Genomic DNA, 24554 nt, shown 5'->3' with positions numbered 1-24554 from the left:
ATCTTGGGCGCAGCCCCCCGGGGCGATCTATCCACTTTCTTCAGTATCGAATGCACCAAAAGAGTGCATACAGGATGATGTGTGACAACCGCCAATGCGTTGAAGGTCCAGGCTTTCCATACCACTGACGTCACCGAGCAAGTGCGCGCCACCCCTGGCTGGCAGCAGCAGTACCGGCAGATGTCACCCGGGTACTTCAGCGGTGAGCTGCGTTGTCTGGGGCTGGATGGCGTGGAGGTGTACGAAGAGCGCCTGAATACCCGTGTGGAGCAGTTTTTTCGCGCGCCAAGCGGCGCGTTGGCGTTTTGCTTCGACCGCAGCGAGAACAGCCTGTACCTGCTGAACGAACAAAGCCGCAATATCTGGATCACGCCGGAGAACTACCACGAGGTGGCGGTCGTGTTCGACCAGGCCTTCCTGGCCCGTCATGGGCTGGACCCGCAGCGCCTGGAGGGGTTGTTCATGGTGCCATTGGGCAGCGGCCAGAATGCCTTGTTCGGCAGTTGGCTGAGCGCCATCCTGACGCGCCTGGCCGAGGCCGGCAGCCCGCTGCAGGGGCCGGCCCTGGCAGAGCAACTGCTGGAGGACTGCCTGTTCATACTCGACAACGCCTGCCAGCGCTTGCAGGGTGTGGCCCTGGGGCGACGTGACGAGGAGCGGGCGATCATGCGCCGGGTCAGCGAATGGGCGGCCGACTGCCCGGAAGAAACGCTGAACCTGGTGGAGTTGGCGGAGGTTGCCGGGGTTTCATTGCGTCAGTTGCAACAGGCGTTCAAAGCGTTCACCGGCATGCCGCCTGCGCACTGGTTACGGCTGCGCCGTTTGAACGGCGCGCGGCGCGATCTTTTGCGGGGAGGAGGGGTGACCGTCGCCGAGGTAGCGATGCGTTGGTCGTTCTGGCATTTGGGAAGGTTTTCAGAGAGTTATCGGCAGTTGTTCAAGGAGTTTCCGAGCGAGACGTTGCGGCGGGGCAGGGGTTGAGGGGGCACGCCAAAACTGAACCCAGCATCCCGTGCCGAAAGTTGCTATCGTGCCGCCCTGATTTCACCCGAGGTGCCGATGTTCTACCTGCCTTTGCCCAGCGACCAGGCTGACCGCCTCGCCAGCGCGGCTGTAACCGAGTTCTTCACCACCGCCAGTGTGCTCGATGCCGCTGCCGTGCTGTTCGTGCAAAACCTGCCACGCCAGCCAGCCACCGCCTCGGCCGACGCGCAGGAGCGTCGTTTCGCTGAAATCGTGCGCATCGCCAACCAAGTCGAAGGTGTCGCCCCCGGGCGCTTCCAGGGCCAGGTAGCGCAGCACTTCGATCGCGAAGCGTTCGCCATGGGCCTGGGCATGCTGGGCGAAAATGGCATTGCACTGCTGTCGGCCGAAGTGGAATACCAGGCGGACGAGTTGCTGGATGACGAAGGCCAGTGGAACTTCCAGTTCGCCGACCGCTACCGCCAACGGGCCACGCCGCTGCACCCGGTGTACCTGCCGTCGCTGGCCAGTGACTTGATGCTCAGCGACCAGCAGAACCGCCTGCTGCGTGAATTCCTCAGTGGCATCGACGAGTCTGTGGCTGTGCAAGGTTTCGCCGGCACCGGCAAGACCTTCCTGATTCACCAGTTCGCCCGGCTGCTGGACCCCCAGCGCACATTGCTGCTGGCCTTGACCGAAGGGCAGTTGCGCGCGCTGCAGGCGCGGGTCAAGGACGCTGCCGCCTATACCGCGCTGACCTTCGGCCAATTGGCTGACGAGCTGCTCAACCGCGACCTCACCAGCAACGGCTGGCGACTGCGCGACCCATACCGCACCAAGCTGTCCTGGCGCCCCCAGGAAGCGCAAGTGGTGCGCTGGCTGGCCATCCCAGATATCGGCCCGCTCGCAGCGCGTGACGTGGTTGCCTTGTGTATCCGCGCCGTGCGCACGTTCTGCCACAGTGCCGATACCCAACTTCAGCTGCACCACTTGCCCTGGGCCGGGCCGGGCACTTCGCCGCTGGATCAGGAGGTGCTGCTGGAGAAGGCACGCCTGTACTGGCAAGAGCTGATTCGTCCGTCGGCGCGGGACATTCAGCTGCCGGTGCGTGACTACCACCGGGTCAAGCTGCTGTCGCTGACCGAGCATGTGATCGACAGCCGTTACACCCATGTCATCGTCGACGAGGCCCACGAGCTGTCGGCACCGATGCTGGCGGTACTCGATCGCAGTCCACAGTCGATCATTACCCTGGGTGACGAACTGCAAAACCTCAACGGCCTCAGCCCGCACCATGGCAGCTTCATCCGGCAACGCTGCATCGACCATTCACTGCGCGCCGGGCCGGCAATGGACAATGTGCTCAACCCGTTGATCCAGGCGCACCCGGCCACGATCCAGGCGGCCTTCAGTGGCAACGCCGAGCACTACACCCGGGTCAGCTTCTTCGATACGGTGATGGTGCCGGAACAGCCCACGGCGCTTATCGTCGATGATGAATGGGGGCTGTTTGGCTGGTTCCAGCGCCTGACGCATCAGGGTGTGCCGTTCTTGTTGCTGAAAAGCGCTCGCAAGGACTTTGAACTGTTCGTCGAGGACTGCATCGAGCTGTACCGCTACGGCACGCGGCCGCGCCACCCGATGCTGTTCCGCTATGCCAGCTGGCAGGCGCTGGAGCAGGACAAGGGCGATGACAAAGCGTTCGTCGCCGTGGCCAACATGCTGCGCAAGGGCTACACGCCGGAGCACTTTGCCAAGGCCAAGAGCCGTTACCGCTGGGACAAGGCGCCGAAGTTGTTCCTGGGGCGTGTACGGGATGTGAAGAACATGGAGTTTGCCCGGGTGATGGTGTCGCCGGAGCTGATGGTGGCGCCACAGGTGGCGGGTAACCGCAATGAACGGGCGCGTATGCTGGCGGGGTTGTATACCGCCTGTTCGCGGGCGCGGCATGAACTGATCGTGCCGGGGGGGATGCTGGACTGGGTCAAGGACCAGGTTCGGGATTGAAGCGCCTGGGGCTGCAAAGCAGCCCCAGGGTCATGGATCAGTTACGGTCCAGCCACACCGTCTGGGCATTGGTGAACTCGCGCACCCCAAAGTGCGACAGTTCACGGCCGAAACCGCTCTTCTTCACGCCACCAAACGCAACACGGGGGTCGGAAGCGCAGTAGCCGTTGATGAACACGCCACCGGTATCCAGTGCGGCGGTCATGCGTTCGGCCAGCGCATAGTCGGCTGTGTAGATGGTCGAGGCCAGGCCGAACTCGCTGTCGTTGGCCAGTTCCACGGCATGGTCGGCATCGCGTGCAGTGATGATCGCCGCTACCGGGCCGAACAGCTCCTGCTTGAACGCGGTCATGTCCGGGGTGACATTGGCGAACACGGTCGGCGCGTAGAAGTTGGCCACACCTTCGACCTTGTTGCCGCCCAGCAGCAACGTGGCGCCTTCGGCCAACGTCGCCTGAACCTGGCCGTCCAACTCGTCGCGCAGGTCGTAGCGGGCCATCGGGCCGATATAGGTGTCGTCCTCCAGCGGGTTGCCGATTTTCAGCTGGCGCGTGGCTTCAACGAACTTGTGGGTGAACGCGTCGACGATGCTGGCTTCCACGATCAGGCGCTTGGCGGCGGCACACACCTGGCCGGTGTTCTGGTAGCGGCCTATCACCGCAGCCTGAACGGCGGCATCCAGGTCGGCGTCAGCCAGCACGATGAACGGGTCGGAGCCACCCAGTTCCAACACGCACTTCTTCAGCGCGGCACCGGCCTGTGCACCAATCGCCATGCCGGCACGCACGCTGCCGGTCAGGGTCACGGCGGCGATGCGCGGATCGTTGATGGCGCGGGTAACGCCATCCGGGGTCACGTTCAGTACTTCGAACACGCCTTCCGGCAGGCCGGCATCCTTGAACAGCTCAGCCATCAGGTAAGCGCTGCCCATCACGTTCGGTGCGTGCTTGAGCACGTAGGTGTTACCCGCCAGAATCGCCGGCACGGCGCCGCGCAGCACCTGCCAGAGCGGGAAGTTCCACGGCATCACGGCCAGGATCGGGCCTAGCGGGCGGTATTCGATACGGGCTTTTTCGACCTGGGTCGGCTCGGCGGCGAGCATGGCCGGGCCGTGCTCGGCGTACCAGCGGCAAAGGCCCACACACTTGCTGACTTCACCGCGAGCCTGGGCGATCGGCTTGCCAATTTCGCGGCTGATCATGTGCGCGAAGGCTTCGGCCTTGGTTTCGAGGGTGCCGGCCAGGGCCAGCAGGTACTCGCTGCGCTGACCCAGCGACACCTGGCGCCACTGGCGGTAGCCAACCTTGGCACGTTGCAGCGCCGCTTCCAGTGCGGCGTCGGTGTCGAACGGGTAGGCGCCGATCTGCTCGCCGCTGTACGGGTCGAGGGAGATGGCGTGGGTCAGGCTGCTGATCGCGCTCATGGCGGGACACTCTCGTTGTTGTTAATCAGTGAGGCCAGACTAGTGGGCTATGGCTTTAATGAAAACTGAATAATAATGAGCGAAACATTCACGTTTGGAGAATGGCTGTGGACCTGGTGCAACTGGAGATCTTCAAGGCTGTGGCAGAGCAGGGCAGTATCAGCGCCGCCGCGCAGCACATCCATCGGGTGCCGTCGAACCTGACCACGCGCATCAAGCAACTGGAGGAGGACTTGGGGGTAGAGCTGTTCATTCGCGAGAAGAGCCGCCTGCGCCTGTCGCCTGCGGGTTGGAACTTCCTCGAATATACCCGGCGCATCCTCGACCTGGTCCATGAGGCGCGGCTGACCGTGGCGGGTGAAGACCCGCAGGGCACTTTTGCCCTCGGATCACTGGAGAGCACGGCGGCGGTGCGCATCCCCGCGTTGCTGGCGGCCTATAACCAGCGCTACCCCAAGGTTGACCTTGACCTGTCCACCGGGCCCTCCGGGACCATGCTCGAAGGCGTGCTGTCTGGTCGCCTGGTGGCTGCGTTCGTCGACGGCCCGGTGCTGCACCCGACGCTGGAGGGCATACCGGTGTTCGAGGAAGAGATGATGGTCATTGCGCCGCTCAACCATACACCGGTAACCCGCGCCCAGGACGTGAACGGTGAAAGCATCTACGCCTTCCGCGCCAACTGTTCATACCGCCATCACTTCGAAAACTGGTTCGTAAAAGACCAGGCGGTACCGGGCAAGATCCACGAAATGGAGTCGTACCACGGCATGTTGGCATGCGTCAGCGCTGGCGCCGGCCTGGCCATGCTGCCGCGCAGCATGCTCGACAATATGCCCGGGTGCAGCACCGTCAGCGCCTGGCCAATGTCGGAGGACTTCCGTTACCTGAAAACCTGGCTGGTATGGCGACGGGGTACGGTCTCGCGCAGTTTGAGCATGTTCGTGAAGTTGCTTGAAGAAGGACGCGCAAGCTGATGTTTTTTCTCGATAACAGTCGATATCCAGAATGCTCAGGGCCAGCCCGTGCTCAGCGTCAGCGATGCCGGGCCACTGCTGTATGTGCAGCTGCCTCCCGGCAAAGCACAGCGTTTCCAAGTGATTTAGCCAATAGTGGCAATACACTTCCAACTTTCTGATTATCTGGACAATAATCAGAAAAGTATTACTTCGTATGACCGGTTTGGATGCACCGGTCAGCGCATAACATCGAGGGGCCCAAGCCCCCGCTTGCCGTGTAGACCATCAGGAGAGTCGTTGATGAAAACCCGTCTAGCAGCTTCGCTGGCCGTTGCAGTGCTGGCCTTTGCCGGAGCCGATCTGGTCCAGGCTGCGCAGATATCAGGCGCCGTGGGCGCCACTGGCCAAGGTGACATGACCTACCGTATCGGCATGTCGTTCGACTGGGACAAGAAATGGCTGCAAAGCAGTGCCGGTCATGTGAGCGGTTACTGGGATGCGGCCTACACCTATTGGGAAGGTGGCGATGCCAGTGGTGCGCATTCGCTGTCGTTCAGCCCGGTGTTCACGTATGAGTTCAGCGGCTTTACCTACAAGCCTTACATCGAGGCAGGTATTGGCCTGGCAGCGTTTTCAAAGACCGACGTGGGCGACCAGCGACTGGGGTCGTCGGTCAACTTCGAAGACCGTATCGGCTTTGGCCTGAAGTTGCCGGGAGAACAGAAGGTAGGCATCCGTGCCATGCACTACTCCAACGCCGGGATAAAGCAGCCAAACGACGGCATCGAGTCGTACTCGCTGTTCTACAGCACAGCTTTCTGAAATTACGGGGCCGCTGCGCGGCCCCGGCAATTCAGAACGTATAGGAAACGCCGGCCTGCACCGTGCGCGGTGCGCCGGGGTATACGTAGCTGTTGAACGCCCCCTCGTCATACCCCTTGTTGAACACGTTCTTCACGTCCAGATTCAACCGCACGTGTTCGTTGACCTTGTAGAACGTCAGCAGGTCAACCACGGTGTACTGGTCCATGTTGTAGGTGACCGCCTCGGTCTGGCCATTGCGGTCATCCACATACTTCAACCCAAGCCCTAGCCCCAAACCTTTGGCAAAACCGTCCTGGAACTCATAAGTGTTGAGCAGGCTGAAGCTGTTGCGCGGGATGTTGGCCAGTCGCGTACCCGTCGGCAGGCGGTTGTCCTTGGTAACTTCGGCGTCGACATAGGCGTAGCCACCGATTACCCGCCACTCAGGCGTGATATTGCCGGCGATGTTGATATCCAGCCCGCGGCTGCGCACTTCCCCGGCGGCCAAGCTGTAGTTGGTATTCACCGGGTCGCGCGTCAGGACGTTCTCCTTGACGATGTGGTAGATCGCTGCGTCGACACTCAACTGGCGGTCGAGTGACTCCCATTTCACACCCAGCTCGTAGGACTTGCCTTTCTCTGGGTCGAAACCGCCGCCACTGGCCGGCGTGCCCGTATTGGGTTTGAACGAACGTGCGGTGTTGGCGTAGACCGCCAGGGTATCGGTCAGGTCGTAGATCAAGCCAAGGCGGGGTGTAACGCCGTTTTCGCCCTTGCTGAAATCGCCGGCATTGTTCAGCTTGTTGTCATAGTCATGCTCGAAACGCTCGAAGCGCACACTCGCCAGCGCCTTCAATCGCTCGGTCAGCGCTACCTGGTCCTGAATGAAGAACGCCCACGTCTGCAGGTTTTCCTTGTCCCAGGTGGTGGTGCGGTCCAGTGCCGGGCGCGGCTGGCCCAGTACCGGGTTGTAGATGTCGATCGGGTAGGCTGCCGAGGAACGCTGGATGATCGAGTTGTAGTCGTAGTTCTCGTATTCGACCCCGGTCAACAAGGTATGGCTGAAATTGCCGGTGTCAAAATGCCCGGTCAGGTTCAGCTGCCAGTCGCGGTCGGTCCACTCCAGCTTGCGGTAGTTGAAGTTGCGCTGCAGCGTGCGTCCATCTGCCGGTGCGCCGTCGGCTTCGACAGCGTTGCCTTTGAGCGAGCCATCGAGGAACTGGAACCCGCCAGCCAGCGTCCAGTTGTCATTGAGCAGGTGCTCGAAACGCAGCTGCGCCATGTTGTTGTCGTTATGCAGCAGGTTGTCGCTGCCTTTTTCCCAGATATAGGTATCGCGCGAGGCGCTGCCGGTCTGGGTGGGGTAGCGGGTCAGGCCGCGATCGAGGGGGTGGTTGTTGCGCATGAAATCGCCTTCGAAGGTGATCTTCGTGGCGTCATTGACCTGCCAGCTGATGACCGGGGCGACATCGTAGCGTTCGCTTTCGACATCGTCGCGGAAGCTGTCGCCACCTTCACCCAGTATGTTCAGGCGGTAGGCCAGCGAGCCGTCCTGGCTCAGCGGCCCGGTGGCATCGAGGGTGGCACGGTGCATGCCTTGGTCGTCGAACTGGCTGCCAAGGGTGACCTTGGACTCAGGCAACGGCTGCTTGCTGACCACGTTGAACGTACCGCCAGGGTCGCCACGGCCGTACAGGCTGCTGGCCGGGCCACGGATGACCTCCAGGCGCTCGACGGTGTTGGCGTCCGGGGCGTTGGGGTAGCCGCGGTTGATCGGAAAGCCGTTGCGATAGAACTCGCCGGTCGTGAAGCCACGCACGGTGAAGGTTGTCAGGCCCTGGCCGCCGAAGTTGTTGGCGCGGCCGACACCACCGGCGTAGTCCAGGCCGTCCTGCAGGCGCGTGGCGCCCGTGTCTACCAGCACATCCTTGGGTACCACGCTGACCGATTGCGGGGTTTCGTGCAGCGCCGTGTCGGTGCGGGTGGCACTGGCCGAGCGGGTGGCCTTGTAGCCTTCGACCGGGCCGTCGGCGCGTTCGCTGTCGGCAGTACTGGTGATGCTCAGGGCCTGGAGTTCGATCTGGTTAGGGTCGCTGAGCGGTTCAGGCTCGGCAAAGGCCAGCGGGGAGACAGCATGAAGCACACAAAGCGAAACGAACGTGCGGCGCATCGACGGTACGGTCCTTGAATAGGGCGCTAAGGGGCTGGGTCGGGAGATGCCGCGAACATACTACGAATCATTATCAAATGCATTAGTTTTGAGTGGCACTGGTGTACCAGAAACCAAGGGGGAAGAAGTTACGGTCACAGTAGTGCCTGCAGGAGCAACCTTGTGCTGCGAAGGGACCGATAGGTCAGAAGCTGCTCTGTGGGTGGAATTGCCTCTTCGCAGTACAAGGTCGTCCTAGCCTGGCCCCTGGTCAGTCTGATGAAGCTCAGCGAATCGCCTTGATCGCCAACACATTGCACAGCGGGTGTTCCAGCACATGCGCCGTTGTCCCGCCCAGGAATGTCTGCATGGCGTCATGCCGATGGCTGCCCATGACTATCACGTCCACCCGGTTGTGGCCGACGAACTGGGCAATTGCCCTGGTCGCAGCCCCTTCGAGGAAGTGCCGGCGCTCCAGCGGAATCTGGTGATGGTCGCCCAGGCGGTTGAACGCCGCCCGCTGCGCGGTACGCACGCTGCCATCGAAGCCGGGCATGGTGACCGCACCGGCACCGAAGTCGGCGATGTGGGTCTTGGCCGCATCGCACACATGCAGCAGGTGCAGCTCGGCGTTGCACTGCAGGGCCAGGTCATGGGCGCAGTGGATGACTTGCTCGTCCAGGTGTTCGCCAGCGCCGTGGCTGTTCAGGTCCACCGCGGCAGCGATCTGCCGTGGCAGGGGCAGGCGAATGTCGCTGACCAGATGCACGGCGACCGGGCTGTCCTTGAGCAATTGCCAGTCCAGCGGCGTTACCAGCAGGCGTTTGAGTACGGGTTCGTGCTGTACGTCCTTGACCAGCAGATCGCAGCCCAGCCGTTCGACCCGCTCTAGTACGCTGCCCAGCGGGTCGCGGGTCAACAACAGCTCGGTGGACACGTCCAGGCCGGCATCGCTCAGCTGTTCGGCCTCATCCGCCAGCCATTGGCGGTTGTCGCTGAGCAGCCGTTCACGCTCACGGCCATCGCTCATCAAGCCAAAGGTGTCGACGTCGTCGACGAATACATTGATATCCAGCAGGGCACCGCTGGATTCCGCCAACGCCGCAGCGCGTTGCAGCGCAGGCGTATGACGCATTTGCGGGCCGAGCATGACGAACAGACGTTTGAACTGGCTCATCGCACACCTCCACGTGTGGCAGCCCCCCGGTGATCTGGTCATGTTCAGTCTAGACTGCCGCAACGTACACCGGGGCGATGTGTCGGGTATGATGCGTGCCCCATCATTGTCACGAGGCCCGCCCCATGTCCCTGAGTGCTGAACAGATCGTTGAGTATCGCGCCTTTGCCGAGCAATTGGCCGATGCTGCCGCTGCAGCGATCGCGCCGTACTTCCGCGCCAGCCTGGATGTCGAGGACAAGGGCGGGCGCCTGTACGACCCGGTGACCGTGGCCGACAAGGCCGCCGAGGATGCCATGCGTGAGTTGATCCAGGCTCGGTATCCCGAACATGGCATTCTCGGTGAAGAGGCCGGCGTTGCAGTGGGCAGCAGCCCGTTGACCTGGGTGCTGGACCCGATCGACGGCACCCGGGCGTTCATTACCGGCCTGCCACTGTGGGGCACCCTGATTGCCCTGAATGACGGCACCCGCCCGGTGCTGGGCGTGATGAACCAGCCGTTCACCGGCGAACGTTTTGTGGGTACCCCGGCAGGCGCCTGGCGCAGTGGCACGCCGCTGAAGACGCGTGCCTGCACCGACCTGGCTGCCGCCACGCTGATGTGCACCACGCCGGACATGTTCGACACCGCCGAGCGCAAGGCAGCATTCGAAGCGGTCGCCGGCAAGGCGCGGTTGATGCGTTATGGCGGTGATTGCTATGCCTACTGCATGCTGGCCTCGGGCTTTGTCGACGTGATTGTCGAAGCGAGCCTTCAGCCGTATGACGTACAGGCGCTGATGCCGATCATCGAAGGGGCGGGTGGCGTCATCACGGCGTGGGATGGTAGTTCGGCGCAGGATGGCGGCTGCGTGGTGGCCTGTGGGGACCCTGCGCTGCATGCGCAGGTGGTGGAGATGTTGCGCCACGCCATGTGATCCGGGTTCGTCGCGCCTAGCCTCTTCGCGGGCGAGTCCCTTCTTGTGGGAGCGGGTTCACCCGCGAAGAGGCCGCCACAGGTTTCCATTCTCTCCAGCCACCGCACTTTTTCCCATTTTCGGGCTCTATGCTTGGCCAGGCCGCGCTGACTCCCGGCGCAGCCGCCGAATATCGACCCGGTACCGATGGTTGCAAGCTACCCGAATTTCCTCCCCCGCCTGCTACTGACAGGTGCCCTGGCATGCCTGTGCGCCTGCACGCAGCAGCAGGGCCGTGACATGGTCAACCAGCTCGGCAACGGCAAACCCAGCGAGCTGTTCCAGACCAGCGTCGACCGCCTGGCCACGCTGTCGATGCGCGACAACCTGCAAAGCCTGTACCTGCTGATGAACAAGCTGTACCTGCGCAACCCCAGCCAGTGGAAAGTGTCTGGCTACCTTGACGCCGCCACCGCCGAGCGACAGATCCGCATCGCCATCGAACAGCGCCGGCCGCTGCCGCAACTGGGCAACCGCCGTGACCTTGCAGCCTTGAGCTACGCCCTGAGCCCCGAGTTTCGCGGGGACCGCGTCGGAGCCTTCATCTACGCCATTGGCAGCATGCTGATCACCGCGCATGGTGGGCGTACCGAGTTCTACATGACCGATACCATCGACCCGCTGTTCGTCAACAACGCCGCGCGCAATATCGAGAAGGCAACATGGATGCTCAGCCAGCGGCAAGATGCCAATGGGGTGTTGCTGCTGTTCTCGAACGAGATCTCGGAGGAGGGCACCAACCTGAGTTTTGCCGTGGAGTTCGGCAAGATCGTCGCGCGGCTGGACTTGCTGGCCGAGTTGCTGGATGAGCGTTATCGGCGCATAGGCTTGAATTACGCGCAGAGCCTGTTGCTGATGAACTTCCTGCCGGTGCAGTGAATGACGGTCGTTGCAGGAGTGCTGATCCGGCGCCATGTGCAGGCCACGTGAGTGCTGAAAGATACTGTTCGATAAACGAACACACATGACGCCGGACCTGTCCGCTATCCGCCCAGCCAATCCCATCGTTGCATTGCCCAACCCCCGCCTTTTTGCTGTAGTGTCCCCTATCCGCCGGCTGTCGCCTGCCCCTGCGACGCGCTGCCAGCCCGATAGAATGACCGTGATGACCGCAACCACAGCCGACAAGGCGGTAGGGCGCGGCGACCAGAACAATAACGATACCGAGTGCCTTGCCTATGGAAAGCCGCCTGCTGAGCGAGCGCAGTAGCGTGTTTCACCACGCCGACCCTTACGCTGTGTCCGATTATGTGAACCAGCATGTAGGCCAGCATTGCATCGGTCTGTCCCGCACCACCCACCCCCAGGCCAGCCTCAGCCATCGCAAGTTCGCCGAGCTCGACCTGTGCCGTATCAGCTATGGCGGCAGTGTTCGCGTGACGTCGCCCGCGCTGGAAACCATCTACCACCTGCAAGTCTTGCTCAATGGCAACTGCCTGTGGCGCGGGCACAAGCGCGAGCAGCACCTGGTACCGGGCGAGCTGCTGCTGATTAACCCGGACGACCCGGTTGACCTCACCTATTCGGAAGACTGCGAGAAGTTCATCCTCAAGGTGCCAACCCGGCTGCTGGACTCGATCTGCGATGAACAGCGCTGGCAGCGGCCTGATGGGGGCGTGCGGTTCTTGCGCAATCATTACCGGCTGGATGAGCTGGATGGCTTCGTGAACCTGCTGGCCATGGTTTGCCATGAGGCGGAAGTGGGCGATTCACTGCCCAGGGTGCAGGGCCATTACAGCCAGATTGTCGCCAGCAAGCTGCTGACCCTGATGAGCACCAATATTCGCCGTGAGAGCCTCAGCTCAGCGGGTGCAAGCCTGGAGCGGATCATCGACTACATCGACCGCAACCTTAAGTCCGAGCTGACAGCGGAGACGCTGGCGGAGCAGGCATGCATGAGCCTGCGCTCGTTGTATGCGCTGTTCGACCGGCACCTGCAGACCACACCCAAGCAGTACGTGCGACAACGCAAGCTGGAACAGGTGCGTGCCTGCCTGGGCGATGTCAGTTGCTCGGTACGCAGCGTGACCGAACTGGCCATGGATTATGGTTTTCTGCACCTCGGGCGTTTTTCCGAGGTGTATCGACAGCAGTTTGGCGAATTGCCGTCCGAAACCTTGCGCAACCGGCGTTGAACCCTACCGGTCTCTCGCGGGTACGCCCGCGAAGAGACGCTTGAACCTGTTACCTCAACCTGCACAAAACGGATAGCACCCCGCACAAACCGGATATTGCGACCCAATCCCAGCCTCTAACCTGACCAGGTCTAAACAATAACAAGGGAGACCCTGGCCATGTCCCTGGGATTCGACTACCTCGATGCCATGCTCGAGGACGACCGTGAAAAGGGCATCTACCGCTGCAAGCGGGAGATGTTCACCGACCCACGCCTGTTCGACCTGGAGATGAAGCACATCTTCGAGGGCAACTGGATCTACCTGGCCCACGAAAGCCAGATCCCCGAGAAGAATGACTTCCTCACCCTGACCATGGGGCGCCAGCCGATTTTCATCGCGCGCAACAAGGACGGTGAGCTCAATGCCTTCCTCAACGCCTGCAGCCACCGCGGTGCCATGCTGTGCCGGCACAAGCGCGGCAACCGTTCCAGCTATACCTGCCCGTTCCACGGCTGGACGTTCAACAACAGCGGCAAACTGCTGAAGGTGAAAGACCCCAGCAACGCCGGCTACCCCGACAGCTTCAACTGCGACGGCTCCCACGACCTGACCAAGGTGGCACGCTTCGAGTCGTACCGGGGCTTCTTGTTCGGCAGCCTGAACGCCGATGTGAAGCCGCTGGTCGAGCACTTGGGCGAGTCGGCGAAGATCATCGACATGATCGTCGATCAGTCGCCTGAAGGCCTGGAAGTGCTGCGCGGTGCCAGCTCGTACATCTACGAAGGCAACTGGAAGCTCACCGCCGAAAACGGTGCTGACGGCTACCACGTAAGCTCCGTGCACTGGAACTACGCTGCCACCCAGAACCAGCGCAAGCAGCGCGAGGCGGGTGACGAGATCAAGACCATGAGCGCTGGTGCCTGGGCCAAACAGGGCGGCGGTTTCTATTCCTTCGACCACGGCCACCTGCTGCTGTGGACGCGCTGGGCCAACCCCGAAGACCGCCCGGCCTACGAGCGCCGCGAGCAGCTGGCGGCCGATTTCGGCCAGGCGCGCGCCGACTGGATGATCGAAAATTCGCGCAACCTGTGCCTGTATCCCAACGTGTACCTGATGGACCAGTTCAGCTCGCAGATCCGCGTCGCCCGGCCGATTTCGGTGAACAAGACCGAAATCACCATCTACTGCATCGCGCCGAAAGGCGAGAGCGCCGATGCTCGCGCCAAGCGTATCCGCCAGTACGAAGACTTCTTCAACGTCAGCGGCATGGCCACCCCGGACGACCTGGAAGAATTCCGCTCGTGCCAGACCGGCTATGGTGGCGGCACGGGCTGGAACGACATGTCTCGCGGCGCGAAACACTGGGTCGAAGGCGCCGATGAGGCGGCCAGGGAGATTGAGCTCGAACCCCTGCTGTCTGGCGTGCGTACCGAAGACGAAGGCCTGTTCGTGCTGCAGCACAAGTACTGGCAAGACACCATGATTCAGGCCCTCAAGGACGAACAGCAGCTGATCCCCGTGGAGGCCGTGCAATGAGCCTGTATGAAACCGTGCGCGACTTTCTCTACCGCGAAGCGCGCTATCTGGACGATGCCCAGTGGGACCAGTGGCTGGAACTGTACGCCAGCGATGCCAGCTTCTGGATGCCGAGCTGGGACGATGACGATACCCTCACCGAAGACCCACAAAGCGAAATCTCGCTGATCTGGTACGGCAACCGTGGCGGCCTGGAAGACCGCGTGTTCCGCATCAAGACTGAGCGCTCCAGTGCGACCGTGCCCGACACCCGCACTTCGCACAACATCAGCAACATCGAGATCGTCGAGCAGGGCGAGGGCAACTGCCAGGTGCGCTTCAACTGGCACACCCTGAGCTTCCGCTACAAGACCACCGACAGTTACTTCGGCACCAGCTTCTACACCCTCGACCTGCGCGGCGAGCAGCCGCTGATCAAGGCCAAGAAGGTGGTGCTGAAAAACGACTACGTCCGCCAGGTCATCGACATCTACCACATCTGATACAGGGTATTGCGAGCATTGCCCGGTGCGTCTTGTGACGCGCCGTGGCCTGGCTCGCCCGCGAGGTGCAACATGAGCTACCAGATCGCACTGAATTTCGAAGACGGGGTTACCCGTTTCATTGAAGCCACCGGTCAGGAAACCGTGGCCGACGCCGCTTACCGCCAGGGTATGAACATCCCTCTGGACTGCCGCGACGGTGCTTGCGGTACCTGCAAGTGCAAGGCTGAGTCCGGTCGTTATGACCTTGGCGACAACTTCATCGAAGACGCCTTGAGCGAAGATGAAATCGCCGAAGGCTACGTGCTGACGTGCCAGATGCGCGCCGAAAGCGACTGCGTCATCCGCATCCCGGCTTCGTCGCAGCTGTGCAAGACCGAGCAGGCCACTTTCGAGGCCGCCATCAGCGATGTGCGCCAACTCTCGGTCAGCACCATTGCCCTGTCGATCAAGGGTGAGGCCCTGAGCCGTCTGGCCTTCCTGCCGGGGCAGTACGTCAACCTCAAGGTGCCAGGCAGCGAGCAGAGCCGGGCCTACTCGTTCAGCTCGCTGCAGAAGGACGGTGAAGTCAGCTTCCTGATCCGCAACGTACCGGGTGGGCTGATGAGCAGCTTCCTGACCAACCTTGCCAAAGCCGGCGACAGCCTGAGCCTGGCCGGGCCGTTGGGCAGCTTCTACCTGCGGCCGATCCAGCGCCCGCTGTTGCTGCTCGCGGGTGGTACCGGGCTGGCACCGTTCACCGCGATGCTGGAGAAGATCGCCGAGCAAGGCAGTGAACACCCGCTGCACCTGATCTATGGCGTGACCAACGACTTCGACCTGGTCGAACTCGACCGCCTGCAAGCGTTGGCGGCACGCATCCCCAACTTCACCTACAGCGCCTGCGTCGCCAACCCGGACAGCCAGTACCCGCAGAAGGGCTATGTCACCCAGCACATCGAGCCACGCCACCTCAATGACGGCAATGTGGACGTATACCTGTGCGGGCCGCCACCCATGGTGGAAGCGGTCAGCCAGTACGTGCGCGAACAAGGCATTACCCCGGCCAACTTCTACTACGAGAAGTTTGCGGCTGCGGCCTGACAGCCCCTCTGATTCAAAGCAATACGCCGACCCTGTGGGAGCGGGCGAGCCCGCGAAGCAGGTTGCGCGGTGGATGGCACGGGCTTCGCCCGTGTTCGCGGGCAAGCCCGCTCCCACAGTGATCGCGCAGCCTTTCAGGCTTTGAGCAAGACAGTTGCAGCCACAGGGTCTCTCGCGAACTGGAGATTTGCATATGAACAACAGATTCCAAGGCAAGGTCGCCCTGGTCACCGGTGCCGCCCAAGGCATCGGCCGGGGCGTGTGCTGGCGGCTCAAGGCCGAAGGCGCACACGTGGTCGCGGTAGACCGTTCCGAGCTGGTCCACGAGCTGGCGGGCGAAGGCATGCTTACCCTCACCGCCGACCTGGAGCAACACACCGATTGCACCCGGGTCATGGCCAGTGCGGTGGAAACCTTCGGCCGCCTCGACATCTTGGTCAACAACGTCGGCGGCACCATCTGGGCCAAGCCTTTCGAGCACTACGAAGTCGAGCAGATCGAGGCCGAAGTGCGCCGTTCGCTGTTCCCGACACTGTGGTGCTGCCATGCCGCGCTGCCTTACATGCTTGAACGTGGCAGCGGCGTCATCGTCAACGTTTCTTCCATCGCCACCCGTGGCGTCAACCGTGTGCCCTATGGCGCGGCCAAAGGCGGCGTCAACGCGCTCACTGCCTGCCTGGCCTTCGAAACCGCCGGCCGGGGCATCCGCGTCAACGCCACTGCGCCAGGCGGCACTGAAGCGCCGCCCCGGCGGGTACCGCGCAACAGTGCCGAGCAAACCGAGCAGGAAAAGCGCTGGTACCAGCAGATCGTCGACCAGACCCTGGGCAGCAGCCTGATGCACCGTTACGGCAGCATCGACGAGCAGGTGGGGGCCATTCTGTTCCTCGCTTCCGACGAAGCCTCGTACATCACCGGCGTGACCCTCCCGGTAGGGGGCGGCGACCTCGGCTGAACTGCAACCTCAAGGCAAAAGCTTTCTTCCACAACAAAAACAAGAGCGACAGATGCCATGCGAACCCTTGACGTACACCCGATCATCGACAATGCGCGCTTTACCTCGTTTCACTGGATGGTCATGGCCTGGTGCGGCCTGCTGCTGATTTTCGACGGCTATGACCTGTTCATCTACGGTGTGGTACTGCCGGTCATCATGAAAGAGTGGGGCCTGACCCCGTTGCAGGCCGGCGCGTTGGGCAGCTATGCGCTGTTCGGCATGATGTTCGGCGCCCTGGTCTTCGGCAGCCTGGCCGACCGCATCGGGCGCAAGAAGGGCATTGCCATCTGTTTTGCCTTGTTCTCGGGGGCGACCATCCTCAATGGCTTCGCCAGCAGCCCGAGCGAGTTTGGCATCTACCGCTTCATCGCCGGCCTGGGCTGTGGCGGCCTGATGCCCAACGCCGTGGCACTGATGAACGAATACGCGCCCAAGCGCCTGCGCAGCACGCTGGTGGCGATCATGTTCAGTGGCTATTCGCTGGGCGGCATGCTGTCGGCAGGTGTCGGCATCTTCATGCTGCCGCGTTTTGGCTGGGAGTCGATGTTCTTCGCCGCAGCGGTGCCACTGCTGCTGTTACCGGTGATTCTCTACTACCTGCCTGAATCCATCGGCTTCCTGGTGCGCCAAGGCCGTGTCGAGGAAGCACGCACGCTGCTCAAACGGCTGGACCCGGACTGCGATGTCCAGGCCGATGACATGCTTCAGGCAACCGACCGCAAAGGCAGCGGCGCTTCGGTGCTGGAACTGTTCCGCAATGGCCTGGCGATTCGCACCTTGGCGCTATGGGTTGCGTTCTTCTGCTGCCTGCTGATGGTCTACGCACTGAGTTCCTGGCTGCCAAAACTGATGGCCAACGCCGGCTACAGCCTGGGCTCAAGCCTGTCGTTCCTGCTGGCACTGAACTTTGGCGGCATGGCCGGGGCGATCCTCGGTGGCTGGCTGGGTGATCGCTACAACCTGGTCAAGGTGAAGGTGGCGTTCTTCATTGCCGCGGCACTGTCGATCAGCCTGCTGGGGTTGAACAGCCCGATGCCGGTGCTGTACCTGCTGATCTTCATCGCCGGCGCCACCAGCATTGGTACGCAGATTCTGCTGTATGCCGGCGCTGCCCAGATGTACGGCCTGTCGGTGCGCTCTACCGGCCTGGGCTGGGCCTCGGGCATCGGCCGTAATGGCGCCATCGTCGGCCCGTTGCTGGGTGGTGCGCTGATGGGCATCAACCTGCCACTTCAACTCAATTTCATCGCCTTCGCCATTCCTGGCGCTATCGCCGCGCTGGCCATGGCCGTGCACCTGGCCAGTGGTCGGCGCCACGCCCAGACCCTTGCCGCGCAGGCCTGAACCGAACAGAACAAGACGAGGTAACCCCCATGACGGTGAACATTTCCCATACTGCCGAGGTACAGCAGTTCTTCGAGGAGGCTGCAGGTTTTGGTAATGCGGCCGGCAACCCACGCCTCAAACGCATTGTGCAGCGCCTGCTACAGGATACCGCGCGGCTGATCGAAGACCTGGACATCAGCGAAGACGAGTTCTGGCACGCCGTCGATTACCTCAACCGCCTGGGCGGTCGCGGCGAAGCCGGGCTGCTGGTGGCGGGGCTGGGCATCGAGCACTTCCTCGACCTGCTGCAGGATGCCAAGGACCAGGCGGCAGGACGCGTTGGCGGTACCCCACGCACCATCGAAGGCCCGTTGTACGTGGCTGGCGCACCGATTGCCCAAGGTGAAGTGCGCATGGACGACGGCAGCGAGGAGGGCGTCGCCACGGTGATGTTCCTGGAAGGCCAGGTGCTGGACCCGCACGGACACCCGCTGCCGGGTGCCACGGTCGACCTGTGGCATGCCAATACCCGTGGTACCTATTCGTTCTTCGACCAAAGCCAGTCGGCGTACAACCTGCGTCGGCGCATCGTTACCGATGCCCAGGGGCGGTACCGCGCGCGCTCCATCGTGCCATCGGGCTATGGCTGCGACCCGCAGGGGCCAACCCAGGAATGCCTGGACCTGCTGGGCCGTCATGGCCAGCGCCCGGCGCACGTGCACTTCTTCATCTCGGCGCCAGGGTACCGGCACCTGACCACGCAGATAAACCTGTCGGGGGACAAGTACCTGTGGGATGACTTTGCCTATGCCACACGGGATGGGCTGGTCGGGGAGGTGGTGTTCGTCGAAGGGCCGGATGGTCGGCATGCCGAGTTGAAGTTCGACTTCCAGTTGCAGCAGGCCCAGGGCGGTACCGATGAGCAGCGCAGCGGGCGGCCGCGGGCTTTGCAGGAGGCCTGATCCACCGCGTGGGCTGTTTCGCGGGCATGCCCGCTCCCACAGGTGAAGCCTGTGCAGTCGTTGTTGGAGCGGGCATGCCCGCGAAGCAGACAACCCCCAAACAAGAGCCCGCCACAAAGGCCGGCCGCTGCCTTGCGAGACGCTTCATGAAAACGCTGATCAAGGACTGTTCTGTGTCGGCCATTGTCGCCGGCTGCATTGCCACGACGATCTCCTACGCCGGCCCGTTGGTGATCATTTTCCACGCCGCCGAAGCGGCCGGCCTGTCGCACCAGCAGTTGTCGTCCTGGGTCTGGGCCGTGTCCATGGGCAGTGCGGTGCTCGGTGCGCTGCTCAGCCTGCGCTACCGCGTGCCGGTAGTGATCGCCTGGTCGATCCCGGGGTCGGCGCTGTTGGTCACTGCCTTGCCGCAACTGGGCCTGGAGCAGGCCGTGGGTGCCTACCTGGTGGCCAACCTGGTCCTGCTGCTGATCGGCATCAGCGGGGCCTTCGACCGCATCATCGCGCGCCTGCCGGGCTCTATCGCTGCCGGCATGCAGGCCGGGATCCTGTTCAGCTTTGGCATCGAGGTGTTCCGCGCCTTGCCGGTGCAACCGCTGCTGGTACTGGCGATGTTCGTCACCTATGTGCTGATGCGCCGGGTGCAGCCGCGCTATGCCGTGGCTGCGGTGCTGGGCGTAGGCATGCTGGTGACCGTGGTCAGCGGTACGTTGCGCAGCGAGGCACTGGTGCTGGAATTGGCCTCACCTCAGTGGGTCACCCCCCAGTTCAGCCTGTCGGCGGTATTCAGCCTGGCGCTGCCGATGGTGCTGGTGGCGCTGACCGGGCAATTCATGCCGGGTATGGCGGTACTGCGCAACGCTGGCTATCCCACGCCGGCCAGCCCGCTGATCAGCGCCAGTGCCCTGGTCGGTGCGCTACTGGCGCCGTTCGGTTGCCACGGGCTGAACCTGGCGGCGGTTACCGCCAGCCTGTGCACCGGCCATGAGGCCCATGAAAACCCGCAACGGCGTTATGTGGCAGCGGTGGCTGGCAGTGCGTTGTACCTGCTACTGGGCATTGCCGGGGCCACCTTGATGTCGCTGTTCGCCGCCTTTCCCGCCGTACTGATCGCTGGCCTGGCCGGTTTGGCCCTGTATGGCGCCATCAGCGAAGCCTTGGTCCGCAGCCTGGCAGAGCCGGCCGAGCGCGATGCCGGGCTGTTCACCTTCCTGGTCACCGCTTCGGGGGTGGCTTTCCTGGGCCTGTCGGCAGCGTTCTGGGGGCTGCTGTTCGGTCTGCTGGCCCACGCGCTGCTGAGGCTGCGCCAACCAAGTGCCCGGGAGGTGCTGCGCCGTACACCATGAACTGTCGTGTTTCCAACGCTTTACCCATAAAAACAAGATCAAGAGAGCTTCGAAATGAACCACACCCCTTGCGTTGCCCTGGGCCTGACATTGCTCAGCCAGCCACTGCTGGCTGCCGAAGGCGGCTTCTTCGAGGATTCGAAGGCCAGCCTGAGTGCCCGTAACTACTACTTCAGCCGCGATTTTTCCGACATTGTGGGGGCCAACAAACAGTCCAAGGCCGAGGAGTGGGCCCAGGGTTTCATCCTCGACTTCAAAAGTGGCTACACCCCGGGCCCGGTCGGCTTTGGCGTAGACGCCCTGGGCTTGCTGGGGATCAAGCTGGACAGCAGTCCAGACCGTACCAACACCGGCCTGTTGCCGGTGCATGGCGACGGCCGCGCTGCCGATGAGTACAGCCGTCTGGCGCCTACCTTCAAGGCCCGGCTATCGAAAACCGAACTGCGTGCAGGTGAACTGCAACCGAACCTGCCGGTGCTGACCTTCAGTGATATTCGCCTGTTGCCACCCACCTATCAGGGCGTGAGTCTGAGTTCGTCGGAAATCGACGGGCTGACCATGCAGGCCGGGCACTTGAAAAGCACCCATCTGCGCAACGAAGGCGGCGACGGCAAGATGAACGCGATGCTCGGCCATGTGCCGATGCGGCAGGCCGAAAGCGACGCGTTCAACTATGTGGGTGGGGACTATGCGTTCAATGCCAACCAGAGCAGCGTCAGCCTTTGGTACGGTCAGCTGGAGGACATCTACCAACAGGGCTTTGTTGGCCTGAAACACAGCAAACCGGTCGGGGACTGGGTACTCAGCGCCAACCTGGGTTATTTCTCCGCGCGTGAAGACGGTGGTGCGCTGCTGGGCAATATCGACAACCAGGCGTTCTTCTCGATGTTCACCGCCCGGCATGGCGGGCACAGCTTTCATGCCGGCTACCAGGGTATTTATGGCGATAGCCCGTTTCCACGGGTATTCGCCAACATCTCGCCGCTGGGCAACGAGGTGCCGACCTATGAGTTTGCCTACACGGACGAACGCTCGTACCAGGTGCGTTACGACTACAACTTCGCCGCCATGGGCGTGCCGGGCCTGACAGCGACCGTGCGCTACATAACCGGTAACAATGTCGATACCGGGCTGGGTTACGAAGGGCGTGATCGCGAGCGTGATCTGGATATCGGCTATGCGGTGCAGAGCGGGGCGCTGAAAGGCTTGGGGATACGGGTGAGGAACGCCATGGCGCGCTCCAACTACCGCAGTGATATCGACGAGAACCGCCTGACGCTGGTGTACACCTGGCAGCTGTTCTAAGCCATTCAGTAGAATTGCGCATCAGGGGTGTATGAGGGTAGCTTGCGGAAACGACTCTTTCAGGAATCCCCCCTTGGACTCCATCACCCAAGCCGTACTCGGCGCGGCGCTGCAAGGGACCGTGCTCGGGCGCATCCAGGGCCGACGCTCGCTGCTGTACGGTGCAGCACTGGGCACGTTGCCGGACCTGGATGTGATCATTCGCTACGCCGACCCGGTGTCGCAGATGACCTACCACCGTGGTTTTTCCCACTCGCTGTTCGTGCTAACGGGGCTGGCCTTGCTGCTGGCCTGGCTGGTCAACAAATGCTGGCCTGGCAAGGGCTATACCTTGCCACGGCTGTTCCTCGCATTCTGGCTGGTACTGGTTACCCACCCGTTGCTGGACGCCTTTACGGTCTACGGCACGCAGCTGTTCTGGCCACTGCAAGGCACCCCGCAAAGCTGGGCGGCGGTGTTCATCATCGACCCGGTCTATACCGTGCCACTGCTGCTGGCGGTCATCTACGCCATCGCCAAGGGCGTGACTGCCAGGGCTAAACGCCTATTGACCCTGGCGCTGGTATTCAGTACCGCTTACCTGGGGTTTGGCCTTGCCGGGCGCATGGCGGCCGAGCAGCGCTTCGAGGCGGCGCTGCACCAGCGCGGTATCGCTACCAACGAGGTCCGCGCCGTGCCGATCGCGTTCAACAGCCTGGTCTGGCGGGTGCTGGCCAAGACTGCGGAAGGGGATTACTACGAAGGCATCAGCAGTGCATTCGACCGGCAAGCGCCCGAGATGCAACGCTTGTCACGTAACCTGCAGCTTGCCCAAGCGCTGAACGATGATCCCCTGCACCAGCGGTTGCGCTGGTTCACCGATGACTGGCTGCGATACGACCAGATCGGTGATGCGCTGGTGGTCACCGACCTGCGTATGGGTATTCCAGGCAACTACACCTTCCGTTTCAACATGGCCCACCGTGACAACCAGGGGCGCTGGATTGTCGATGTGCCTTCGATGTTCCAGGGCGCTGGCCCAGGTTCGATGTTCAGTGGTGCAGACCTGGCGTTGATCTGGCGGCGCATTATCGAACAGCAACCACCCTTGCCTCTGGCAGTGTGGACCGAACGCTACCTGGGCGTCAGCCCCGTAGAGCGCGAGCGCTAGCGCTTGCGCTCGGCCGGGCTGGATCTGGTCAAATGGACGGCGATGTTGACCATGGTCGTCGATCACTTGCGTTTTTTGTGGCCCGAGGCCGATAGCCTGTTCGTGTTGGGGCGGCTGGCGTTTCCGCTGTTCTGCCTGGCGATTGCAGTGAATGTGGGACGAGCCCGTGCGGGGGCGTTGTATACCCGTGGCAACCTGCGCTACCTGGCGCTGATGCTGATGTTCGCGGTGCTGTCCGAGCCTGCGTATCGTTGGCTGGACAGTGGCTCGCAGACATTCAGCGTGATGCCGACCTTGTTATTGGGGTTGGTGGTTGCCTGGGGTGTGCATCACCCCTTGATATCGGCACGCGTGCTCGGCATCGCCGGCCTGCTGGCGGGTTGGTTGTTGCGTGAGCAGCTGATGTATGGGTTGCCGGGGGTGTTGCTGCCGGGCGCCTGGTTGATGGCGCGCAGGCAGGGTGGGGTTGTCGGGTTGTTGCCTTGCCTGTTGGCTGCGGGCGGCAATCTGACCAATAGCTGGTTGCGCGAGCACCTGTTGGCGCCGTTCACGGTGCTGACACTGACTGCTGCGACTCTGGCGATTCCGCTCGGGGTGCTGTTGTTACGGCATGATGAATGGCGGGTGCCCGTAGTGGGGCGCTGGGGTTACCTGTTCTATCCGCTGCATTTGCTGGTCATCAAGGTCCTGTCATGAGCCAGGCATCGGGCCGCGGTGATCAAGGGGGGCGGGAGCCCCGCGTCGGGCCCCCATTGCCCGCGAAGAGGCCAGTACAGCAAGACGCTCAGCTGCGTGCCAACCGCCCACTCACATAATGCGCGACATCATTGAACCCTGGGGTCGACGCATGCCCCGGCGTCACCAGTGAGTCAATGAACGCCTCGTCCTCTGCGGTGATCTTCACCGCCAGCGCACCGCCATAGGTCTCCCACTGTTCCTCGGTGCGAGGCCCTACGATAGCGGAACTCACCAGCTGGTTGTTCAATACCCAGGCAATGGCAAACTCGACGATCCCCACACCTTTGGCCTCGACATAGGCCTGGATCTGCCGGGCAATCGCCAGCGATTCCTGGCGCCACTCCACCTCCATGATGCGCTTGTCCTGGCGCCCGGCACGGCTGCCAGCGTCCGGCACCGCCCCGGGCGCGTACTTGCCGCTGAGCACGCCTCGCGCCAGCGGGCTGAACGGCACCACGCCCAGACCGTGCGCGGCCGCAGCAGTGAGTTGCTCTGGCTCGGCCTGGCGGTTGACGATGTTGTACAGTGGCTGGCTGACTACCGGCTTGGGTACGCCAAGGCGCTCGGCAATATGACAGACCTCGGCAATGCGCCAGCCACGGAAATTGGACACCCCCCAGTAGCGGATCTTGCCTTGGCGCAACAAGTCGCCAATGGCCTGCACGGTCTCTTCCAGCGGTACCTTGTGGTCTTCGCGGTGCAGGTAGTAGATGTCCAGGTAGTCCATGCCCATGCGGGTCAGCGTGGCATCCACGGCATTGAAGATGTGCTTGCGCGACAACCCGCTGCGGTTGGGCAGGCCGTCGGCCGGGCCGAAGCCGACCTTGCTGGCGACCACCCAGTCATGGCGATGGCGCGCCACGGCTTCACCGACGATTTCTTCCGAGCGCCCGGCGTTGTACACGTCGGCGGTGTCGATGAAGTTGATGCCTTGGTCCCAGGCCTTGTCGATGATGCGCAGGGCATCATCGGTACTGGTCTGCTCGCCGAACATCATGCTGCCCAGGGTAAGGGCGGAAACCTGCAGGCCACTGTGGCCGAGGGGGCGGTAGATCATGCGCGTGGGTCCTTGTGCAG

The 24554-nt window shown here is 62.6% G+C and carries 21 protein-coding genes; 17 read left to right on the top strand and 4 right to left on the bottom strand.

From position 1 onward, the window contains the following. The first annotated feature begins 81 nt into the window (after window positions 1-81). Complete coding sequence (locus ACYCCG_RS14415; RefSeq protein ID WP_209966207.1) at window positions 82-981, top strand: helix-turn-helix domain-containing protein; 900 nt, start codon at window positions 82-84, stop codon at window positions 979-981. Between the two features lie 78 nt (window positions 982-1059). Beyond that, a complete protein-coding gene (locus ACYCCG_RS14410; RefSeq protein ID WP_209966205.1) occupies window positions 1060-2970 on the top strand; it encodes an AAA family ATPase in 1911 nt (636 codons plus the stop codon). A gap of 37 nt (window positions 2971-3007) precedes the next feature. On the opposite strand, the gene ACYCCG_RS14405 is transcribed toward ACYCCG_RS14410, so the two are convergent. Then, window positions 3008-4393, bottom strand: a complete 1386-nt coding sequence (locus ACYCCG_RS14405; RefSeq protein ID WP_459670882.1) for an aldehyde dehydrogenase family protein — start codon at window positions 4391-4393, stop codon at window positions 3008-3010. Between the two features lie 107 nt (window positions 4394-4500). Here ACYCCG_RS14405 and ptrR point away from each other — a divergent pair, with 107 nt between their 5' ends. Both ptrR and ACYCCG_RS14395 read left to right on the top strand, forming a co-directional pair. Next, window positions 4501-5367: a putrescine utilization regulator PtrR gene (gene ptrR / locus ACYCCG_RS14400; RefSeq protein ID WP_028697444.1), complete on the top strand. Its 867-nt coding sequence runs from the start codon at window positions 4501-4503 to the stop codon at window positions 5365-5367. Window positions 5368-5649: 282 nt separating this feature from the next. After that, window positions 5650-6171, top strand: a complete 522-nt coding sequence (locus ACYCCG_RS14395; RefSeq protein ID WP_459670880.1) for an acyloxyacyl hydrolase — start codon at window positions 5650-5652, stop codon at window positions 6169-6171. A gap of 31 nt (window positions 6172-6202) precedes the next feature. Here the strand turns inward: ACYCCG_RS14395 and ACYCCG_RS14390 are convergent, their stop codons facing one another. Together ACYCCG_RS14390 and ACYCCG_RS14385 are read right to left on the bottom strand one after the other, a co-directional pair. Beyond that, window positions 6203-8323 (bottom strand): TonB-dependent siderophore receptor, encoded by a 2121-nt coding sequence (locus tag ACYCCG_RS14390; RefSeq protein ID WP_209966201.1) that lies wholly within the window; start codon window positions 8321-8323, stop codon window positions 6203-6205. Between the two features lie 265 nt (window positions 8324-8588). Beyond that, window positions 8589-9479, bottom strand: coding sequence for a universal stress protein (locus ACYCCG_RS14385; protein WP_176684275.1), 891 nt, complete (start codon window positions 9477-9479; stop codon window positions 8589-8591). 125 nt (window positions 9480-9604) lie between these two features. Between ACYCCG_RS14385 and hisN the strand changes: the two genes are divergently transcribed. The 13 genes from hisN to ACYCCG_RS14320 all read left to right on the top strand — a co-directional run bounded on the left by hisN (window position 9605) and on the right by ACYCCG_RS14320 (window position 23435). Continuing rightward, window positions 9605-10396, top strand: coding sequence for a histidinol-phosphatase (gene hisN, locus ACYCCG_RS14380; RefSeq protein ID WP_176684274.1), 792 nt, complete (start codon window positions 9605-9607; stop codon window positions 10394-10396). Between the two features lie 186 nt (window positions 10397-10582). Then, the gene (locus ACYCCG_RS14375; RefSeq protein WP_176684273.1) at window positions 10583-11314 is read left to right on the top strand and encodes a hypothetical protein; all 732 of its coding nucleotides are present in this window, start codon (window positions 10583-10585) and stop codon (window positions 11312-11314) included. Between the two features lie 299 nt (window positions 11315-11613). Beyond that, complete coding sequence (locus ACYCCG_RS14370) at window positions 11614-12570, top strand: helix-turn-helix transcriptional regulator (RefSeq protein ID WP_209966199.1); 957 nt, start codon at window positions 11614-11616, stop codon at window positions 12568-12570. A gap of 159 nt (window positions 12571-12729) precedes the next feature. Continuing rightward, window positions 12730-14088, top strand: a complete 1359-nt coding sequence (gene benA, locus ACYCCG_RS14365) for a benzoate 1,2-dioxygenase large subunit (RefSeq protein ID WP_209966197.1) — start codon at window positions 12730-12732, stop codon at window positions 14086-14088. Beyond that, entirely contained in the window at window positions 14085-14570 is a 486-nt protein-coding gene (gene benB, locus ACYCCG_RS14360; protein WP_209966195.1) for a benzoate 1,2-dioxygenase small subunit, read from the top strand. Before benA ends, benB begins: the two co-directional genes overlap by 4 nt. A 72-nt stretch (window positions 14571-14642) precedes the next feature. Further along, window positions 14643-15653: a benzoate 1,2-dioxygenase electron transfer component BenC gene (gene benC, locus ACYCCG_RS14355; protein ID WP_209966193.1), complete on the top strand. Its 1011-nt coding sequence runs from the start codon at window positions 14643-14645 to the stop codon at window positions 15651-15653. Window positions 15654-15846: 193 nt separating this feature from the next. Then, complete coding sequence (locus tag ACYCCG_RS14350) at window positions 15847-16608, top strand: 1,6-dihydroxycyclohexa-2,4-diene-1-carboxylate dehydrogenase (protein ID WP_209966191.1); 762 nt, start codon at window positions 15847-15849, stop codon at window positions 16606-16608. A gap of 57 nt (window positions 16609-16665) precedes the next feature. Continuing rightward, window positions 16666-17994 (top strand): MFS transporter, encoded by a 1329-nt coding sequence (locus ACYCCG_RS14345; RefSeq protein ID WP_209966189.1) that lies wholly within the window; start codon window positions 16666-16668, stop codon window positions 17992-17994. Between the two features lie 29 nt (window positions 17995-18023). After that, window positions 18024-18938 (top strand): catechol 1,2-dioxygenase, encoded by a 915-nt coding sequence (catA, locus tag ACYCCG_RS14340; RefSeq protein WP_459670876.1) that lies wholly within the window; start codon window positions 18024-18026, stop codon window positions 18936-18938. A gap of 146 nt (window positions 18939-19084) precedes the next feature. After that, window positions 19085-20284 carry a benzoate/H(+) symporter BenE family transporter gene (locus tag ACYCCG_RS14335; protein ID WP_339443226.1) on the top strand — a complete coding sequence of 400 codons (1200 nt, stop codon included), beginning with the start codon at window positions 19085-19087 and terminating at the stop codon, window positions 20282-20284. Between the two features lie 54 nt (window positions 20285-20338). After that, a complete protein-coding gene (locus ACYCCG_RS14330) occupies window positions 20339-21589 on the top strand; it encodes an OprD family porin (RefSeq protein ID WP_209966183.1) in 1251 nt (416 codons plus the stop codon). Window positions 21590-21662: 73 nt separating this feature from the next. After that, complete coding sequence (locus tag ACYCCG_RS14325) at window positions 21663-22739, top strand: metal-dependent hydrolase (protein WP_339443227.1); 1077 nt, start codon at window positions 21663-21665, stop codon at window positions 22737-22739. A 3-nt stretch (window positions 22740-22742) separates the two neighbouring features. After that, window positions 22743-23435: a TraX family protein gene (locus ACYCCG_RS14320; protein WP_459670873.1), complete on the top strand. Its 693-nt coding sequence runs from the start codon at window positions 22743-22745 to the stop codon at window positions 23433-23435. An 88-nt stretch (window positions 23436-23523) separates the two neighbouring features. Here the strand turns inward: ACYCCG_RS14320 and ACYCCG_RS14315 are convergent, their stop codons facing one another. Further along, a complete protein-coding gene (locus ACYCCG_RS14315) occupies window positions 23524-24534 on the bottom strand; it encodes an aldo/keto reductase (protein ID WP_176684263.1) in 1011 nt (336 codons plus the stop codon). Between the last annotated feature and the right edge of the window lie 20 nt (window positions 24535-24554).

The sequence above is a fragment of the Pseudomonas sp. VEM90 genome, from assembly GCF_054611535.1.
Note: the sequence above shows the minus strand (reverse complement) of the source record. Positions and strands in the feature narration are given on the sequence as shown.

Bases quoted from the DNA above. Each gene is read 5' to 3' on its own strand.
- ACYCCG_RS14410 (WP_209966205.1), top strand. From the start codon at position 1,060: ATGTTCTACCTGCCTTTGCCCAGCGACCAGGCTGACCGCCTCGCCAGC.
- ACYCCG_RS14405 (WP_459670882.1), bottom strand. From the start codon at position 4,393: ATGAGCGCGATCAGCAGCCTGACCCACGCCATCTCCCTCGACCCGTAC.
- ACYCCG_RS14395 (WP_459670880.1), top strand. From the start codon at position 5,650: ATGAAAACCCGTCTAGCAGCTTCGCTGGCCGTTGCAGTGCTGGCCTTT.
- ACYCCG_RS14390 (WP_209966201.1), bottom strand. From the start codon at position 8,323: ATGCGCCGCACGTTCGTTTCGCTTTGTGTGCTTCATGCTGTCTCCCCG.
- ACYCCG_RS14385 (WP_176684275.1), bottom strand. From the start codon at position 9,479: ATGAGCCAGTTCAAACGTCTGTTCGTCATGCTCGGCCCGCAAATGCGT.
- hisN (WP_176684274.1), top strand. From the start codon at position 9,605: ATGTCCCTGAGTGCTGAACAGATCGTTGAGTATCGCGCCTTTGCCGAG.
- ACYCCG_RS14375 (WP_176684273.1), top strand. From the start codon at position 10,583: ATGGTTGCAAGCTACCCGAATTTCCTCCCCCGCCTGCTACTGACAGGT.
- ACYCCG_RS14370 (WP_209966199.1), top strand. From the start codon at position 11,614: ATGGAAAGCCGCCTGCTGAGCGAGCGCAGTAGCGTGTTTCACCACGCC.
- benA (WP_209966197.1), top strand. From the start codon at position 12,730: ATGTCCCTGGGATTCGACTACCTCGATGCCATGCTCGAGGACGACCGT.
- benB (WP_209966195.1), top strand. From the start codon at position 14,085: ATGAGCCTGTATGAAACCGTGCGCGACTTTCTCTACCGCGAAGCGCGC.
- benC (WP_209966193.1), top strand. From the start codon at position 14,643: ATGAGCTACCAGATCGCACTGAATTTCGAAGACGGGGTTACCCGTTTC.
- ACYCCG_RS14350 (WP_209966191.1), top strand. From the start codon at position 15,847: ATGAACAACAGATTCCAAGGCAAGGTCGCCCTGGTCACCGGTGCCGCC.
- ACYCCG_RS14345 (WP_209966189.1), top strand. From the start codon at position 16,666: ATGCGAACCCTTGACGTACACCCGATCATCGACAATGCGCGCTTTACC.
- catA (WP_459670876.1), top strand. From the start codon at position 18,024: ATGACGGTGAACATTTCCCATACTGCCGAGGTACAGCAGTTCTTCGAG.
- ACYCCG_RS14335 (WP_339443226.1), top strand. From the start codon at position 19,085: ATGAAAACGCTGATCAAGGACTGTTCTGTGTCGGCCATTGTCGCCGGC.
- ACYCCG_RS14330 (WP_209966183.1), top strand. From the start codon at position 20,339: ATGAACCACACCCCTTGCGTTGCCCTGGGCCTGACATTGCTCAGCCAG.
- ACYCCG_RS14315 (WP_176684263.1), bottom strand. From the start codon at position 24,534: ATGATCTACCGCCCCCTCGGCCACAGTGGCCTGCAGGTTTCCGCCCTT.